This window comes from Pseudoalteromonas luteoviolacea (genome assembly GCF_000814765.1).
Taxonomy (GTDB): Bacteria; Pseudomonadota; Gammaproteobacteria; order Enterobacterales; family Alteromonadaceae; genus Pseudoalteromonas; species Pseudoalteromonas luteoviolacea_H.
Map to the genome: position 1 here is coordinate 845,081 of NZ_JWIC01000010.1, position 18,777 is coordinate 863,857.

Here is an 18,777-nt window from a genome sequence, read left to right on the forward strand (position 1 = left end):
GTATAGTCACCACGTGCAATTATCCCACGCCATGATTCAGCCGCACACGTAACGCTTCGCGCGCTTGCTCGTGTTGTTTTAACAACGCTTTAAATTGCGCTTCACTGTGCAAAGGCGCAAGTAAGAGATCTTGTGCCAGTGTCCACCATTGCTGGTGAAATGATTCTACCCACCCCATTTCGAGAGCTTGACGCAAAAACACCAGCGCCTGCGGCGTGTTACCCAGCTGTGCATGCACTTGAGCCAGTACAAATCGCACTTGGGTTTGATCAAATACGGGTTGCTGCTGCAGAAACTTATCTATCTCTTGAAATAAATACGCTGCATATTCCAAGCTACCTAATTGCTTTATCACAGCAGCATACAAGGCAACCGCTTGATAGTTATCTGCCGTTAAGTCAAAAGACCCCCTATCACTTTGGTTCTGCCACTGGGGATAAAGTTGCAATAAAGTCTGTTTTGCCGCCTCGAGTTTACCACCTTGAAATTGCGCATACGCCAACTCTAACCGAGCTTGTGCACTGTAAGGTAATTGAAATACTCGGTTTTGTATCAATGCCAAGATCTGCTTGTTTTGATTTTGCTCACTCAAAGCCAGTACCTGCAAAGTGTGTCTGAAATGACCATGTAGCGGTTGCATTTTATCTAATAAAGATGCTGCGGCCTGTTTCGCACCGACACTCAAGTACGCCAATACTTGCTGTTCACACACTTCAATACTGGAACAGGTATCGAAAAGTGCTGGCGTCTGTTGATGCCAAGCAAACATCTGGGCAATAGAGGAGATCGTATGCCGGCTCACTTTTGCAGCATTGAACAGTTGAGCATCTGAGTTGGCTTCTAAGCGGATTGCTTGCTGATACACACGCTGCGCAGAGTCATGCTTAGCCATCGACGTTAATAAAAAGCTCAGCGCACGTTTTAAAGAGGCGGATAATGGATTTAAAACGATTGCTTGTTCTAAATGCGTAACTGCGTCCGATTGCTTCCCTAAACGAGTGAGCAGTGTGCTATACCACAAGTGCGTAATGGCACTGCTTTGCACCTCAAGAGACTGCTCAAACGCTGTTTGCGATTGGCGGTATAGCGCAAAATCTCCCGTGGCTTTGGCTTGATCCGATAACAGCATGCCATAAGTTGCCAATGCCATGGCCGAGTCAGGCTTAATTTTCAAGGCAGCTGAAATATGTGGCATCGCTGCATTGATCGCATCCAGCTCGGGCAAGTTGCCATACGTATGTAAAAAGGCGTAACTAATGGCCAAACCGATATGGGCGTCAGCATAATCAGGCTCGAGTTCTAGGCTGTGTTGAAAATAGTTAACTGCTTTTTGTAACGAGCCAGGAGTACGTTGACGCCAATGATATTGCCCCATTAAATACCACTCATACGCCTGGGCATTAACACGTAATGGCTCTGCTCCCTCCTTTTTAAAATGAGGCGAGATCACCCCTTTTAAGTAAGTACTTACATCATCTTGAAGCTCAAAAATCTGAGGTGTTTTACCATCAAAGATTTTTGACCACAATAACTGACCCGATTTAGCGTTCACAATCCGAATTTGAACACGTATTTGCTCCCCCAATTTTTGAATACTACCGTGCAATACGCTCTCGACTTGCAGTGCACGCCCAACTTCTGTGACATGGTCGCTGTTTTGATAGATAAACGAAGAGTCTCTTGAAATCACTTTGAGGGATTTAATTTGAGAGAGTTGAGATATGATCCCATCAGATAACCCTGCCGCAAAATACTGGCTGTCTTGTTGGGGGCTCAAATCCGCAAAAGGCAAAACGGCAATCGAGCCAATGCGTACCTGTTCAATATCGCCACTTTCAAGGCTTACTACCCATTGCCATATAATGACACTGAGCACAATTAAGCCCAGCAATACCCTATTTTTAATAGGCACGCACAATTTATCCGTCCTGATTTCACCCTCAATCTCTTGAGCGTGTGTCACCAAGACATACCCTTCATTCGGTATTGTTTTGATAAATTTAGGGCTACGGGCATCATCATCGAGAGCTTTGCGAATTTTGCTCATCGTCACTGACAAGATATCCGCAGTGACCACCTTTCCCGCCCAAACCTGTTCAAATATGAGTTCTTTGCTGACCGTATTACCCGCTTGTTGGATCAAAAGCATTAATAGCTGCATGCTTTTATTATCCAGCGTACGAGTCTGCTCGCCATTATTAATGCTGTTGCGCTTAGGACATACGCGCCAAGGGCCAAGCTGAAACTGTTGGCTATATTTCACTGCTTCTTCCCCAGTATTTACCAACCCGTTTGTTGAGCCACGCTTATTCACTTTTAAACCCTATTTTTATTATTATTTACTCGATAACCCACATGTAAAAATGACAAAAGCCAATCAGGCACTTAGCTAGAGACCTTGCTTTATCATACAGCAGCGCCACAAAACTGCTAAACCACCTTATTTAGCCCATAAACACACTATATCTAACAAACTGAAATTTATAGATATATTTTTTAACCTTTATACTTTGGAAAATTTAAGGTGTTTTAAGTTGTTCACTTCAACTTGTCATATAGCCTGTGATGGCATTGCATTAAACTTAAGAGGCTCTTATGACCACAAAATTAAAATTACAACGCGTTATTGCATTCACTCTCTTGATCAGCAGTAGTGTAACAGCCCAAGTCAGCAACTTAACCAAAACCAGTCCAAAAGTGACAGGACCATACCTTGGGCAAACACCGCCTCACCTAATACCGAAACCATTCGCCCCCGGCATTGTTGATACGGATAAATACCTTGAAAGTGAAGTACTGTTTTTACCTGACATGAGCGCTTTGTCTTTCACCCGCTATGGTGAGCAAGCCGACTCCACTTTTTATCTCATGCAATACCAAAACAACCAGTGGTATCACAAGCAAATTCCTGCCGAAGAAGTCAAAACATATAGTGAGCAATTCAGCCCAAGTGTTGAAAAGCTTAAAAGTATTCCTGTGTTTAAAAACATTCCTGTGGTCGGCTACACAACATCATCTGACGGTACTCACTATTTTTATGTGTTAGATTTAAAAGATGGTAGCGGTCATATGAGCTATTCGCGACGTATTAATGGCCACTATGAACCCCCGATTAAAATGAGTTCAGCCATTAATCAAGGCAAATATATTGCTCACCCTTTTATCGCCCCAGATGAATCTTATTTAATGTGGGACGCCGAAGTTGAAGGGGCAAATACGCCTGATATCTTCATTAGCTTTAAGCAAAAAGACGGCTCTTGGGGCGAGGCCATCAATATGGGTGATACCATTAATACCCCGCTGTATGAGCAAAGGCCTAAAGTCACGCCAGATGGCAAATACTTGTTTTATTGGAAAGGCGATGTAAAAACAAGCGCTGATGGCAGCCGCTATGTTATTGGAGGTCCGCATTGGGTGGATGCCAAAATCATTGACACACTCAGACCAAAAACATAACGATACGACCTCCATACACTCTAAAAAAACAAAAACCAGATTCAACTCTGGTTTTTGTTAATCATAGACAGACATCCTATGCGTTTCTGCCGACGAACTTCTCCAATAATCACGCCAATTTAAAGCGGTTAATCATTCTCATCATGTCTTCAGAAACCTGACTGAGCTCTTCACTGGCGGTGGCCATCAAAGTGGACTCACTGGCCAGCGACGTTGAGCCATCATTTAAATTGGCCACATTTTGATTGATGCCATTCACCGTCATGGTTTGCTGCTCAGTGGCGGCGGATATCTGCTGGTTCATACCTTGAATGGCATGAACCTCTTGGGCAATCTCATTGAGTGCATCGCCCGCTGATGAGGAAATCTCTGAGGTGTTTGACGCTTTTTCTGCACCTTTACTCATTACCTCTACGGCTTGCTCAGCCCCAGCTTGTAGCTTTTCAATGATGGTTTGAATTTCAATCGTGGACTCTTGTGTGCGCAATGACAAGGTGCGTACTTCATCGGCCACCACCGCAAAACCTCGCCCTGCTTCGCCAGCACGAGCCGCTTCAATCGCCGCATTAAGGGCCAATAAGTTAGTTTGCTCAGCGATACCTCGGATCACCTCTAATACGGTATCTACATTGCGACTATCCGCAGCAAGCTGCGCTATCACTTGGCTGGCCTCGCCAATGTCTTGTGCCAGTAATTGCGACTTTTGAATATTGCATTCGATGATCTCTAAACTTTGCTCTGTCTGCTTGGCCGCTTTAACACTAAACTCCGAGGCATCGACCGTTCTACCTGACACTTCGGTCACGGCTGTGAGCATCTCACTCATGGCGCCGGCTAGCTGTTCAGTGTCACTTCGTTGTTGATTCAAGTTCATATCAACCGATGATACCGAAGACGACAAACGATTAGCAGAGTCAGACAACTGCGTGCCTGCTGCACTGACACTGAGCATAATATCTTGAATAGAGCCAACAAAGCGGTTGAAATACTGTGCCAAATCAATCAGCTCTTTGCTGCCTTCCTCTTTTAATCGTTGGGTTAAATCCCCTTCGCCACTGGCCAAATCTCGCATCGCAGACACCGTACTCTTAATCGGTTTTGTGATGCTACGAATGAAGTAAATCACCAAGGTCGATAACACTGCCAATACCATGACGACATTCATCAATGAAATCATCTGCGACTGCGCAATGTCTTCTTCTAAGGCAGTAATATTGATACCAGTGCCTATCATCCAATCCCACTCGTGGAAATAATCCGCATAACTGGTTTTGGGGGTCAGCTCTGTGGCATCTGGTGAGGTTTTCCAAAGATACTCAACAAACCCACCACCGCTTTTGCCAGTTGCGTACAGCTCTTCAACAAATAGCTTTCCGTTACCATCTTTGAGCGGCAAGATATTGGTCCCAAGTAAATGCTTAAGTCCCGATGCGAGCTGTATACCGTCTTTATCGGCAACAAAGATGTAATTACCATTATCGAAACGCATCGCGGAAATCGACACCAGCGCTAAACGCTTTGCTTCCTCTTCACTGAGTGCGCCGCTTCTACTTTGCTCATAATAGTGATTGATCACACCCAGCGCACTTTCGATGATCAGCTGCACGCCATACTCGTAATTCGCACGCATATGCTTGTTGGTGTTGTGTGCATCCAACAAAGAGTTAGCAAACAAACCAATGGCAAATAACACCACTATCATCCACGCCCGCGTGCTGATGGGCGCATTATGAATTGAAAAGTTCATGACACCTCCTTGTTACTCGTGCGGACCAGTCACTTTCTTGGCAGAAAAACTGGTTTCATGACTGGTATACAGGCGTCGCAATGCATCTTTGCACGACCCCTCATCTTCAGCATTGGTTTCAACATGCTTAATTACATCCTGAAACTGTTGCATTAATTGTTTAGAGTCTGCCTCTGATTTTTGGCAAACGCCGTTCGGCTCTTGTGACTTTCGGTGTGACAGCTTTTTACCCTGTGCACGCTTAAATACGCTTTCCATAACTCCCCCTGGCATTACCTGTACACATGGCTACGTTTACATACCACGTCCAGTCATAGCGGATGTACAGTCCTTGTTAAATATTAAATTGATATACGTTGACTCGGTTTAAAGCGCAATCAGGTAAATAGACCTTGTTGTTTTTCACATGCAACAAGTACGGCAGCCACAACTGGCCTTTATCTCTGTCTGCGCCAAACCCACTAAATGACTCTAAAAATTCACCAGAGCAATTGAACACCTTAATGGCTCTATTCACTAAATCCGAGACAAACAAATAGCCATTCTCATGATCAATACTGGTCGGTAATAAAAAGCTTTCACTGGCTGTGCCATATCCCTCTTTACCAAACGAGCGCAACCATTTTCCGTGACTGTCAAACACTTCAATGCGATTGTTATTTTGATCTGTGACAAAGCACTGACCTTGTTCATCGACGGTGATATCGGATGGCGTGTGAAACTCTCCATGCTCAGAGCCCAAACGACCAAAGGTGTGCACCAAAAATGGCCCGCCGGTATCTGAAAGTCGCCAGCGACAAATGCGGTTATTCCCTGAATCTGCAATTAAAATATCGTTGTTGGTTGGGTCGATGGCGATCCCCTGCGGTTGATTGAGTTGCTCATCCCCTGTGCCAAGGCCACCAAATACAGTATAAGGCACAAGCTCACCCAAGGTATCGTTGTATTGCAAGATGGTCACTATGCCACTGAGGTAGTTGCTCACCACCAGCAACGGCACGCTGTAATCGAGCTGCCCTGGCAGCGGTTTATTTGGCGTCAGTGCCGCTATGCCCAAAGAGCCCGGTAACATGGGCAAACTGATTGGCCTTGCAGAGTCACTTTTACCGTCTTCAGTGGCTTGCAGCTGATAATTACCTGAGTCCATCATCCAAAGTAAGTCTTCTGGGTCATCAAATTTATCATTCAGAAAAACCCGCACCATGGTTTGTTGCCATCGTTGCACCCACTCTGTTTGCGCTGACAGAGCAATGCTCAACCACGATGGTAAACCCGGTGGCTGCATCACTTTAAGTAACTGATCTTGCAGTGCCAATTGATGCTCAATCCAATGCTCAAGCAAAGGCGCATTGCTTGAATAGCCAGATTGCGTTTGCGTGACGTCTCCCACCACAGACGTCACAAAATGCAACTGACCCGGGTTATCTCGCTCATCACCAATCGCTTTTAGTACCTTGGTTGAACGTGACTTCCCGCCCTTTAATGTCGCTAGATTAACCGTATGTTTTTGTAAAGACGCTAAAAATGGCTCGGTGATCAACATGGTCTGAGGATCATTAAACTCGGTAATTTGTACTGGCGCAAAAAAGCCATCTAAGCTCCCCATGAATTGACCATTCAAGTCATACACAGAAATCGCATTGGCTTTGCCACCAGGGATCAATACACGGTTTTGGATCACAGACACACCGCGAGATAGCGCCAAACCATCAATATAACATTTGCCAGTGGCGCTAAAAGTGACCCCTTTGCCTTGCCAATCACAACGCACCACGGTGGCAAAGCCGGTATTCGAAATGTAGATATTGCCATCTTTATCTAGACTCAACCCTTGAGGCCACAATAGGTGAACAGCCTCACCTCCATTGTCTGGTATAATTTGCTCAATGGTACGTTCATACTGACCATCTTCACTGAAAATCACCAATCGAGATTCGCTGTGTTGACCTTCATAGAACTCATCGGCCACACAGAGTTTACCGTTGTGAACCACAATGCCATTAGGCCCCCTCAGCGCAACCTCGGGTTCATTGCCAAAAATCTTCACCGTTTCAATCTCTAAGGACTCTGTGTAGGCGAGAATATGTACTCTGAAATTGCCAATGTCAGTGACGTATATCCAGTTTTTATCGGGGTGTGTGACCAATCTAAAGGGCATATTAAACTGCTCACTCCCGGACCCTACGGTGCCAAAGCTTGCCAAAATTTGATCCATATTGGCGTCAAATACCAACACCCGATTGTGTGCGGTATCCGCTAACCAAACTCGGCCAAATTTATCAACACAACTACCCACGGGCGTGCTTAGAGAGAGGTGCCCGCTTGCCGAACACGGGAGTGGAGGCAACTGATCAACCGTCGCCCCAATGTAACTGTGGTATGAAATCCCCATAGTACCTAGCCTGTAAAAAAAGAGTCCATTTAGTCAAGCTTCTACCCAAACCCCTGGTAGATCCTTGGCGGTGCAATCAATTATCATTACGATTTTTTGACTGGTTTATAAAAAAAAATAGCAGGAAGAATATGACTCGCCAGTCAGTCATATTGGAAAAATTACATTTATTAAAAAATTCACATTTGTATCGTAGAGGCTCTCTGCAACGAAATTTTCAAATACCCAATAGTTACATTAAGTTATCGACGCAAGGTGGGGGTAAACAAATAAAAAAGTATGGTTCTATTGTTCGGTACGTCGCAAGATAGAGTTATTAATATAATTCATATTGAGAAGTTTTATTCCCATCAGGTACGCGGCCAATCACCAAGCTTAAATGACTTACCTTCATATAGCGTCTGTACTTTGGTATCGCGATACAGCTACTCAACGTACAGTCAAACCACATAGCCCATGCACCTAATATCAATTCATACTGGCAGTAATCACACGGCTCTGCGCCATTCAGCTTAATTTTCGTTCACCATATCTCAGCGTATTGATTTGTCGATTCCATCCGACTTCGTTTTCAAGTAAGCTGCCCTACTCCATAAAAAGCTCAGAAGAGGAAAGTGCGTTGGATAAAAGAATTGAACCTGAATTACCCAGTATTACGCCCGACTTAGATCAGGTTGAAACCTTTAAACAGTCCCTCAACCCAACTAGCAAAGTACCTTTACCGGATCAAGCACCTGAGCCAGAGCATACATCAACTAAAAAATCAGGTCTTATGACATGGGTTGGCAGCGCCGCGATTATTGCATTGGCATTTAGCGCTTATGGTCTATATAAACAAAACCAAGCCACACAAGCACAACTAATTGAATCAACAAAACGTATCGCTGAACTGGAACGCACACTCTCTGCAACCGGAGAAGAAATGGGTCTATCAGCAGGTGCGATGCAAGCAAACCTGACTGCGTTAAGCGAACGAACTGATGAACTTTGGTCACAAATGGATAAATTATGGGCGTCAGCTTGGCGACGTAATCAATCTGAAATTAAAAAATTAAAAGAACAGACCAATGCCATTGCAAGCAGTCAAACTAAGCAGGTGAATGCGCAATCAGGTGTCGCTGCACGCGTAGACACCCTCGCCCAAAGCCAAACAGATTTGGTCTTTAAGTTATCTCTTTTAGAAGAGCAATTACAAGCCGCTGAAACACTTAAAAATCAACTCACCTCCATCAACACAGATCTAGATAAATTAAAATCTCAATCTCGTGGTAATGATGCAAAACAGCTTGAAATTGGCAGTAGCATTGCACAGCTAGAAATGACGCAAAATGCCCTCGCTGAGCAATTAGAGCGATTGGAGAGCAGGCTCACCTCAGCAAAAGCCACCGCACAAGCAGCCAATTAACGCCAAGGTAAAGTACCTGATTGGGGTCTATACATTAGACCCCTGTGACACAAAAGCAAAACGGGTTCTTCGTTACCTCATCCACAACAGTGCGAAACGAGTGCCATTCGGTTCAACATTACTGGCACATAGCCCTGAACCTACAGCCGTTGCCGCGTAAGTACCTCTGGCAACCCAACAATGTGTCGGACCGTGAGGGTCAACTTGCCAGCCTACTTGATGAGAATTGTTAGACCAACTCAAATAAGTGGGTAATACACAGCTTGCAACTTGTGATGCCACATCATCGTAACGGGTTCTACAACTTGGAATATCAGCCACTTTTGGCATCGATTCAAGACGATCAGCATACCCCCAAGCACTTCGGATCAAACCTAATTCATACGACGATAAGTTATCGGCATAAACCGATTTCCCATTCAAACACTGTGCGCCTGCACACGCCACTTGTTCCCTGACATCGCGAAATTTGCCAAGATCATCTTGATATAAAAATAATGTGCTTGGGTGAGTCGGATTCGTTTCCGGTGTTTTTCCATAATCAGAGACATGTGCGATACCACCTGGTTGGTTTTGTGGATAGCTGCCCACTAGAGTCCAACCACCGCCATCAGTGGTCATATCACAATAAAATGCATGAGACTCACCCATTTCATTCACCAGTGTATAAACACCATCCCCCACACTCTGTCCTGCATCAAGTACCTGCTTACATGTTTCGAAGCTCGCAACTGCACTGTGATTAAATTGCCAATCACCACTTTGCCCATTATTGCTATGCCAGCTACCTCGGTACACACCCGAGCTGCCTAATGCTCCAGCAAAATAACGAATTTCACCTGACATGAGATCACTGGTTTCAAATCTGATGTTTTGCTCATTAGTACTGGTTGAACCTGACAGGATCAAAGTCTGCTCACTCGCCACAAAATGCTGACTAGTGCCCTTAAGTGTTAAGTCGGTTTTTGTTTCATTAGCAAGCTGCCCATCATGGATTAAATCTACATGTAGCTGATAATCACCAGAGAAAGGAGTGGTGCTCGCAAACGCGATTGAAGGTAGAGCGCACACCAGTAGTGTGAATGTACTTTTTATATTCATTTTTATCTCGATTTAAGTTACCGTTTCCATTGTCGGTCGTCGTTCCTGCGCTTATTAAAGGCCATTAAAAAGCGATTAAACAACACGTTACGAGTATGTAGTACTTAAAATAAAAACACAATGCACTCACGCATGCTAGTACATCACGTCTTCCTTATTAACTTATTAAAGTCAATAACTTAAAATCATATCATAATGATAATTACGACATACCCTGGCCACTCACCAAAACCTAACCAAGCTGTACTAGACGATAAAAAATACGCCGTGATAAAAACGCTACTTCACATCATGAGCGCACACAAAAAAATGGGGCCCAATAGTGCCCCATCAAATCAGTTTTGTATTTTGCTAAACCCTTTATTTGTTTAGCTTAGGAAAAATTCACAACGCTTTTTTCTTGGTGACTTTATTTTTGTGGCCAAGAATACGGATTGACCAGCTATCAAGTAACCCTGGCTGTGTATCATTAGCAACCGACACGACTTCACTTTCATTATTGACATGCAAGGTATAATTTAGTGGCTCGCTATTCATATCTGTGATGTGAATCTTCCATTCACCATTACCCGCATTGGCTTTTTCATCCCAGAACTTATAGCTCAGCATAAGGTGATCATTATAACCATCAGTGCTGCCAGGAGCCTGCTCTGGCAATACTAAGCTCTGACCGACCAGATTATTGAAAGGTGACATCACAATACTGCGAGTCCCATTTGGCGATTCAAGCTCAACTTTTAAATCAGAAATACGTGCGTGGGTTGCATTGAGACGAATTTGCACCCCTTCAATAAACAGATCATCTTCTACCTTAATGCTCGCCGTTGTTGTTCGTGTTGCATCGTCATAGATTGGCGCATCAACAGCATTATTGAGTCCATACCAGGGTGTCTTTACCAGTTCAGAAGGTAAATCTTCGATGGCATAACGTCGCACCAGTTCAGTCGCTTTATCGACATTCAAAAGACCAAACCCGTAATAAGGAGAAAACGCATGCCCGGCAGCATTCGTTGACCATCCCTCAAGACCTGTGATGCCATTGACCTCAATGTCGCCACGTGTTGGATCGACCTTAGTCGCCGTTCGTGCGAGTAGATGGCGAATGTCACGTGGTGTCAGGTCGTGATTTTGCTGCTCTGCGGCAGATAAAAGCAATGCAATCGCACCTGATGTATTAGGGGCAGCAGACGAGGTGCCATTCATTCTGACGGTGAAGTCGTCATAATCACTGCAATCAAAATTTGTATCTAAGTTTTCAACAATAAAGGCACAAGAGATCCGTGGCGTCGCATGTCCTGGTGTTGCTCGGTCACCTCCACCCGGTGCGGTCAGGAATACACTACTCCCCACCGTAGAATAACTAGATAAAACCCCATCGGCACTCAAGGCACTGACCGATAAATTCCAGAAGTTAGCCGTTGTGTAAAATGAATTACTATTTGTCCATGGCAAACCATGATTGTCTTTTTCAGGAACGGTATAACCTAAATAAGCAATGCTATTTTCAGTAAAATAGTGAATACGAGCACGTTGGTATGCATTACCAGCGGCTTGCACGTAAACGGCTGTGCGGGGGTCTAAATGCGTTGATAAAGATACCGTTTCGTAGATTTTTTCTTGCTCTGGTTGGCTAAAAAATAACACGTCATTGCCTTGCGTATCTTTCACCGTTTTTGAGAACGTGTAAGGCATACTCACAACAGGGCTCATGCCATAACTTTTGTTAAAAATTCGGATCCTATCAGCTGTTGAGTTATCTAAGTTATTCCCGTCAAAACCGTGGCTCACCTTCCACTGCTCATGACTCTCGAACGTTCCACCAAAATTTGCAAAAGAAGCCATGGTCGCTTCAGGTGCAACGCCCCTCACTCCAACATTATTTTGAGCCGCAGCAACAATGCCCGCAACCATGGTGCCATGACTTGAGCGAGACGTGGGAACCGCATCAATTAATGGATCGTCAGCCATATTGGAATTTAAGTCTCCATGGCTCACATCAACACCAGTATCGATCACAGCGACGAGTACATCTTGACCTTTATGGCCCCAAATATGGGTTTGCCAAAGGTTTAAGTCGACTCCCGATTGTGAGTTTTGAAGTGCGCCTGAGTTCAGCAAGTTCCACTGCAATGCCAGCATAGGGTCACCATTCGGATCCAGCCAACGATGCTCATAGTCACGATCTGTTGTTGCCAATGCATTCATTGATAAAAGCGCTGAAACCAAGCCTGCTAGGTATTGTTTTTTCATTCTCATAGTAAGTTCCTTTTTTGGGTTCATTTTATTTTCTAGCATCTGCACTTTTAACCTGTCAAGAAAAATGCAACTTATCCATTTCTTTCCTGTAACAAATTGTACAACTATGTATTTCTGTCTATCTGGTATTTTGGCTATCTATGAGTTTAATCGTCGTTGAATAGAGGACGGCTACATTGGTGGGTTTTAACTTTGATGAGATATAACTTTATGTTTTTAAAAAAATAAAATAAGGGTTGCCATTGTGCGTTATTTTAACATGCAATACAGCACACTAATCTATCGACTGGCTAATAAAAATGTAAGATAAAAGAGGGACGATGTGATCACCGCCCACTTCACTCACAGATGTCGCGCGTTATAAGTCCGCATCATCTTCTGAAATACGTGCTTGCCTAAAACCCTCTTTCGCCAAAATTTCAACGTAAAAGGACGTCAAGTTCTCTTGTTGCGTTTTATCGATGAGTTTATTGAGCTGTGATACGTGCACAGGTTGTGCTTCAGCTTCAGTATTACCGAATTTACAATCAAAATCCCAAAAATCCGCGCCAGCAGGTAACGTTTTATTTCGCTCTCGCTTGAGGTATTTTTTAATCTCATGTTTAACAGCGTCTACACGCCTAGCTAACTTAATCTTTGGGTGAGTTAATTCAAATGTTTTTTTCATAATTGCCTTCAAACAGCGATGTTGATATGTGCCACCTGTCTACTAGGTACAGTTGGACTTACAAAGTGCAAATTTCGTACTGAAACAAATGCGAAAGTGCGATCTAGTCACTTTACTTGAATTTGCAGGACACCGCACCCTCTTTCGTAAAGCAAATCACCATGACACTACTTAAATCAAGTTTATGAAGATGAGCACTCACTCACTTTTACATGCAAATCATACGCTTTGTAAGTGATACCAAGGCGGTTAAGACAACATCCTATTTATGTGAGTGACAGTACTAATCTTATAAAAATAAACGCGGCATTTATTGTGTAGGATAGGATCAGCGCATGCTGATCCCACAAAATGACATTGAGCACTGCGTGTGCAGGTTCAACACTCAAATTAATTTAGAAGTTAAGCAGCTTTTTAACGTGACATGTTTGCGGTAATACGCCTTTTTGAGTTTCAATTTGCACTCTGTCACCCGCAGAAAAAGCAGATGCAATATTAGTCACTTTTTCAAGTAAATTAGGCTTATCATACGTCACTATGCCATTCATGCGGCAGCTGAATCTGCGACCGTTACTGTCTGTCGCGCTCACAGTGAAGTGGTTTTCACTCACCGTCATCGAAAATGAACCAGCCTGACTATCATCAAGTACTGCATCCAACGTTTCTACGATAATGCCACCACCGTAATTATGCTCACTAATCGTTACTTGTGCTGCTGATGCTAGATTTGCAGACATGCCAAGCACGAGTACTGTTGCACCTAAAGCTTTGTTTAGTAATTTCATTGTATATTATTCCTTTATACATTTATGGTTGTTAAAGCACCCTATAATTCAAAGTGCTGATTTTATAGTCCAAAAATCATTTGAGTAATAAATGTACCAATATTAAATATTTAATACAATAATTAAGTAAAAAACACTATAAAACCAATAAAAGCAAAGACAAAAGCATTTGTTTATCTGCAACATTTATAGTGACCTGCCTATCATTACTCGACCTTTATTATTTCCATTCTCAGATTAATATTCATTGAGGCAGTATCACAATCTAGTTTAATCAACTTACAAATATCAGCTCAACGCCATACTCTCAGAGTACTTGAATAAAGAAACCTGTGATGAGCTATTTCCTTTTATTATTTAATATAAACGGTTAAAAACCCACCAAAAATAAGCATAAAAAAAGAATATGAGTCCATAGCTCATATCCTTTTTCTCAATAAAATAAATAACAATTTGCTCGTTTATTTAAGCATAGCTCTTCCCATGAATGAGTTTAAAATGTGCCATACCTCGACAACGCTTGACCATGCTCTCCAATAAATAGCATACGGTGCCCCTCTATACGCCATGGCCATTGCAGCTTCTTTATTTGCTCAGATAACACCTCATCACTTACGACATGGTGGCGCGCTCGGTTATTTTGATAGATCACATTGGGAGGCAGGTGAAAAACCACGAGGGTGACAAGTGCACCATAGCGCTCACCTAACTGACATAAAACACGCCTGAAATCTTGCCGAATATTGGTCGCATCCCATACCACATCCCGCTTATGTGCAAGCGCTGTTTTTAACCGGGATTTTGCGAGCTGCAATACCTGACCACGATTTTTTTGACAACCTCGCCTGCCATTGAGCTCAGCTCTGATCTCATCGAGAGAGATCACTTCAACCCCCGGTAAATTCTGTGTGATCCATGTAGACTTACCACTGCCGCTTACGCCACACATCACGTAAAAATGACTGTAATGCTGACAAGCTTGGTAGTTTTTTGCGATAGCTTCCTCAGGCAGCACAATGGCGCCTTGTGATAATTGTTGTATCGCATACCCATCAACAAATCGCTGCTGAGCCTCAGAGGTTTTCACTTGGATATTTTGCAAATACATCTGTTCAGGGTGACTGATTCCCCACAGGCAATATTCTTCGGCAAACATTCTAAATTGCGCTAACAAGTCGAGTTGTGAATCTAAATCCTCACAAATACGGCCATTCATGTCTGCCATTTCCAACCAGAATAAGAGCTCTAAGTCTGCACTGAGAGAAAGTTGAAGATAGTCATTGAATGCACCATCCCTTACCACCAATAATTTGGGCATGTGATGAAAACCAACTAACCCCAAAATCATCATCACGACGCGATGACACAAAGGCAACGCCATCAACCTCAGGGCCAAATAGCCCGCACCAATGTCTTCATGTTTTGGCGCGACAACCCGTTCTTCACCGGCAATATCTTTACGCCGTGTCGTTATCGGCTTGGCAATATCATGTAATAGAGCAGATAAAATCAACGCTTGACGCTTTTCACCCTTAATATGTCCCGCCTCAGTTCTAAGCAAATCATACAGCTCGTTCAAAACCATGTTGGTATGAATAGCGACATTCCCCTCGGCATGCCAACGTGCATCTTGCTCGGTGTTAATAAACGCATTAAGGAGTGGAAAATAACACGCTAAATATGACTGACATTCGTTAAAATCTGGTGAATGCTGGTGCGCTAAGCTATCTAGCCAACTTTTTAACGGGTTCGATTTAGCCATTTTGTTTCTCCATTAACCCATTGGGTATCACTTCGCCGTGCATCCAATGCGTGTCGGTCATAACATGATTTGGCCTCACCCACTTTGCAACCGCATACGCAAATTCATCATAGTGAAATTCATCCGCTAGCCTCACCACATAACCTTCTTGAATACGCGTATCCACGGCGATATTTTTAATGGTATGTTCACACCAAATGCCGTTATATAACGCCTTTGGCGTACACAGTCCAAGCTGCTCAAAAATGCGTATACTATGTTGCCAACTCAAACATTTATTCTTGTCATTCCAGACAGAAAAAGCCAAAAAGTAACTCGGCAACGCGTGATATGCGATTGAATGTTTTGCATAGAGGTTTTCACCACAAATACGCCACCCAAGTGGGATTTGATAGCCAATTTGGGCTTGCAGTGCCTTCACCCAAGCCCGAGATGGGTGAAAACGCCCATCAATCGATCGAGCGTGCATATAATCTGTATAAAGCGTGGTGTTTTCACCATCCATTTTCTCTGTGACAATAACCTGCTTGCCAATAAAATGGCTTAGTTCACCTTGTCGAACGTCGTCTCGCGTGACACCCGATGACCAAGGTAAATGAGGGGTACGAGGGTATTTTACTCTCATCATATTTCTCCAAAATTATTAACTAAATGACTAGCTTTACACTAGCTTTCGGTGAAATAGGCACAGCCACACAATCTCATTTTTTCCAAATAAGAATATTAAGTTGCTGTGCCATGATGAAATTACATCGCTCTATCCTCTCTTTCTCTTGTCGTTTTTTTGCTTGCTATCAACGTGATGACAGACTTAAATAATCGTCAACGGACAAGGTTATCAATTCAACCAATTCTGCATCCATATACTGATATTCATCAGGAATATCGAGCACTTGGATGTCTTTATAATTTAACAGACGTGTAAACCGAGTTTGCAATCGTTGTTTGTGTTTGTGCTCCATCACAAAAATCACATCAGCCCACTGAATATCATTTACTGACACCGTCTTTTTTGCATTAGGACTGGTCCCTGCCGATCGTGCGACAACCTCAGGGTGATGTTTAAAAATGTGCTCACCAGTCGGGCTACGCCATTGATTTCTACTGCATATAAAAAGTAACTTTGCCATATTCCAAATAAGCGTTTGCACTTAGCAGGCTAAGACAAACTTATCTCCTTTAAATGTCTTCACAGGGTTACCTCGTTCAAGGTCCATGTGCTGCTGCCAACGGGCTTGCTCTTGCAATGTCATCTGCTTCTGTTTATGCAATTCCAACTTTTGAAACAGTAACACCTTCGCCAACCGCTTATTCGCATGCTGACTGCGTTCACTTTCTACTCGCACAGCCATCCCCGTTTCATTATGTATTGCACGGACTGCCGAATTTGTCTTATTCACATGCTGGCCGCCAGCCCCTGATGCACGACACGTTTGAAATGTCACATTGCGATTAAATTGTGCTTCATTGAGCTCAAACATTTGCCCGCTGAAAAACCAATTTTTACGCTTGTGTTTAGGCCGATATTGGCTTTGACACACCCATAACATGGCGCCTTGCCAAGCGCGCGCCAACTGCTTTGCACACGCTTGTTTGGGTGACTCTAGCTGGACCAAAGCCGACTTAAAACAGCCTTTTTGCTGTGCAGGTACGGTATCGACGATGGTCAGAGCGACCCCATTTAACTGACATTCTTTTTCTATTGCGCGCAACGCTAGACCAATGGCTTTACAGCATTCTATTGGGCCTTGTCCTGATGATAATTGCAGTAATATCATGATGAACAACTCCCATTGGTCTTTAAGGTTAAAACGGGCCTTAATCTAGCCACAACCTCGATTAACCCTGCATCCTCCATGTCGCTGATCACAGTTTCACATTTTTTATATGCCTGTGGAGCCTCGTCATACAACAGCTCTTTATTACCGCATATAACTCGACTGCCCAGTGAAGTACGATACAGATCTGCACGTTTATACTTGTGACTCAAGCGGCCATGACACTCACCGCGTTTCCATTTTCGACCTGCACCATGTGCCAATGAATAGAGACTCGTGATCTGTTTTTCCTCTGATCCCTCAAGCGGTTTTACGAGATAGCTATAATCACCACGAGAGCCCGGTATGACCACATAACCTTGATCACTGGGTGTGGCACCTTTTCGGTGCAACCAACCTTGCACGCCCGCTATATTTTTCGGCGATACAAGATTGTGATTTACATCCAGTGCGCAGTGCCCAGTAGCGCGGATCGCCTGTAAAAATCGTTTTGCGATTAACTCGCGATTTAATTCAGCCCAGCGAACGGCTTCGTCGTGCTTTTGAATGTAATCTTCAAAGTCGCTATGTTGGTCACCTGCATGGGTCACCGTGAGCCCATCATGATTGTGAGTCGCAACGTGATTGACCAATATCGACTGACCCAGTCCCCGTGAACCTGAGTGCACGAGTAGCTGTAAGTGCTGCTTATTGAGCCCAAGCTCATCCAGCACCGGTTGATTATAAATTTCATCTATGGCTTGAAACTCAGCAAAGTGGTTGCCACCACCAATGGTGCCCAGCGCATGGTCAAACGCATTATTGATGATCCCTTTGTCATACTTTCGAGTCGCCACACAGTCTACCCAACTATCATCTAATGGGCATTCTACGTGTTCGAATTTCTTTGCCATTTTATCCAGATTGACTTTAGATACTTTCGCCGAGGTTTGCCACAAAGACATACCACAGCCAATATCATTGCCCACCAATGCTGGGTAGAGTGTGCTGGCTGTAAAAAATGCTGCACCTATCGGATAGCCTCTGCCAGGGTGCAAATCTGGCATACCCGCAACGCGCTGCATGCCTGTTAATTCTGATGTTTTAATCAGTTGCTGTACGGCTAGCCCCTCGATCCAAGTTTCTTTGGATGCAATAAGACTAACGTTTTCAGTGATCTTTTGGACGGATTTGCCCATAGTACCAATACCTTTAAATAGGATTTAAAACGAATAACGTATTGGCAGGTCAGTTGACCGGGGCGTAGCTTTACAAAAAAGCCATGACCTTGAAAAAGGATTATGAGATAGCTTTTTGCTACTTAACGGACAAGACCTGCAAAGGATAATGATGTCAATGTCATGATTTTTACTCCTCTACAGTTAGTTGATGGTTAATTAAACGAGCGCATAATAATCAAACCTAAGAGGTAAAGCAACCTATAAATCT

The 18,777-nt window shown here is 43.6% G+C and carries 15 protein-coding genes; 2 read left to right on the plus strand and 13 right to left on the minus strand.

Annotation, left to right across the window (positions count from 1 at the left end; all coding sequences use genetic code 11):
- Positions 1-19 precede the first annotated feature (19 nt).
- On the minus strand, positions 20-2,314 hold the full coding sequence (locus tag JF50_RS25325; RefSeq protein WP_039612017.1) for a winged helix-turn-helix domain-containing protein: 2,295 nt from the start codon (positions 2,312-2,314) through the stop codon (positions 20-22).
- 281 nt (positions 2,315-2,595) lie between these two features.
- Between JF50_RS25325 and JF50_RS25330 the strand changes: the two genes are divergently transcribed.
- Positions 2,596-3,456 (plus strand): hypothetical protein, encoded by an 861-nt coding sequence (locus JF50_RS25330; protein WP_039612018.1) that lies wholly within the window; start codon positions 2,596-2,598, stop codon positions 3,454-3,456.
- Positions 3,457-3,565: 109 nt separating this feature from the next.
- On the opposite strand, the gene JF50_RS25335 is transcribed toward JF50_RS25330, so the two are convergent.
- The 3 genes from JF50_RS25335 to JF50_RS25345 all read right to left on the minus strand — a co-directional run bounded on the left by JF50_RS25335 (position 3,566) and on the right by JF50_RS25345 (position 7,595).
- Positions 3,566-5,203 (minus strand): methyl-accepting chemotaxis protein, encoded by a 1,638-nt coding sequence (locus tag JF50_RS25335; protein ID WP_039612019.1) that lies wholly within the window; start codon positions 5,201-5,203, stop codon positions 3,566-3,568.
- A 12-nt stretch (positions 5,204-5,215) separates the two neighbouring features.
- Entirely contained in the window at positions 5,216-5,461 is a 246-nt protein-coding gene (locus tag JF50_RS25340; protein WP_039612020.1) for a hypothetical protein, read from the minus strand.
- Between the two features lie 76 nt (positions 5,462-5,537).
- On the minus strand, positions 5,538-7,595 hold the full coding sequence (locus JF50_RS25345) for an NHL repeat-containing protein (RefSeq protein ID WP_039612021.1): 2,058 nt from the start codon (positions 7,593-7,595) through the stop codon (positions 5,538-5,540).
- A 619-nt stretch (positions 7,596-8,214) separates the two neighbouring features.
- Here JF50_RS25345 and JF50_RS25350 point away from each other — a divergent pair.
- The gene (locus tag JF50_RS25350; protein ID WP_039612022.1) at positions 8,215-9,000 is read left to right on the plus strand and encodes a hypothetical protein; all 786 of its coding nucleotides are present in this window, start codon (positions 8,215-8,217) and stop codon (positions 8,998-9,000) included.
- A gap of 72 nt (positions 9,001-9,072) precedes the next feature.
- Here JF50_RS25350 and JF50_RS25355 read toward each other — a convergent pair whose 3' ends face one another.
- The 9 genes from JF50_RS25355 to JF50_RS25395 form a co-directional block, all read right to left on the minus strand.
- Complete coding sequence (locus JF50_RS25355) at positions 9,073-10,101, minus strand: fibrinogen-like YCDxxxxGGGW domain-containing protein (protein ID WP_039612023.1); 1,029 nt, start codon at positions 10,099-10,101, stop codon at positions 9,073-9,075.
- 384 nt (positions 10,102-10,485) lie between these two features.
- The gene (locus JF50_RS25360) at positions 10,486-12,357 is read right to left on the minus strand and encodes a S8 family serine peptidase (protein WP_039612024.1); all 1,872 of its coding nucleotides are present in this window, start codon (positions 12,355-12,357) and stop codon (positions 10,486-10,488) included.
- Between the two features lie 358 nt (positions 12,358-12,715).
- The gene (locus tag JF50_RS25365; RefSeq protein WP_039612025.1) at positions 12,716-13,024 is read right to left on the minus strand and encodes a DUF6172 family protein; all 309 of its coding nucleotides are present in this window, start codon (positions 13,022-13,024) and stop codon (positions 12,716-12,718) included.
- A 395-nt stretch (positions 13,025-13,419) separates the two neighbouring features.
- On the minus strand, positions 13,420-13,809 hold the full coding sequence (locus JF50_RS25370) for a hypothetical protein (protein WP_039612026.1): 390 nt from the start codon (positions 13,807-13,809) through the stop codon (positions 13,420-13,422).
- Between the two features lie 493 nt (positions 13,810-14,302).
- Positions 14,303-15,571: an AAA family ATPase gene (locus JF50_RS25375; RefSeq protein WP_039612027.1), complete on the minus strand. Its 1,269-nt coding sequence runs from the start codon at positions 15,569-15,571 to the stop codon at positions 14,303-14,305.
- Positions 15,564-16,199, minus strand: a complete 636-nt coding sequence (locus JF50_RS25380; RefSeq protein ID WP_039612028.1) for an RNA ligase family protein — start codon at positions 16,197-16,199, stop codon at positions 15,564-15,566. Before JF50_RS25380 ends, JF50_RS25375 begins: the two co-directional genes overlap by 8 nt.
- 166 nt (positions 16,200-16,365) lie before the next feature.
- Positions 16,366-16,701, minus strand: coding sequence for a low molecular weight protein tyrosine phosphatase family protein (locus JF50_RS25385; protein ID WP_039612223.1), 336 nt, complete (start codon positions 16,699-16,701; stop codon positions 16,366-16,368).
- A gap of 21 nt (positions 16,702-16,722) precedes the next feature.
- Positions 16,723-17,349 carry a peptide chain release factor H gene (gene prfH / locus JF50_RS25390; protein WP_039612029.1) on the minus strand — a complete coding sequence of 209 codons (627 nt, stop codon included), beginning with the start codon at positions 17,347-17,349 and terminating at the stop codon, positions 16,723-16,725.
- Positions 17,346-18,527: an RNA ligase RtcB family protein gene (locus JF50_RS25395; RefSeq protein ID WP_039612030.1), complete on the minus strand. Its 1,182-nt coding sequence runs from the start codon at positions 18,525-18,527 to the stop codon at positions 17,346-17,348. Before JF50_RS25395 ends, prfH begins: the two co-directional genes overlap by 4 nt.
- Positions 18,528-18,777 lie beyond the last annotated feature (250 nt).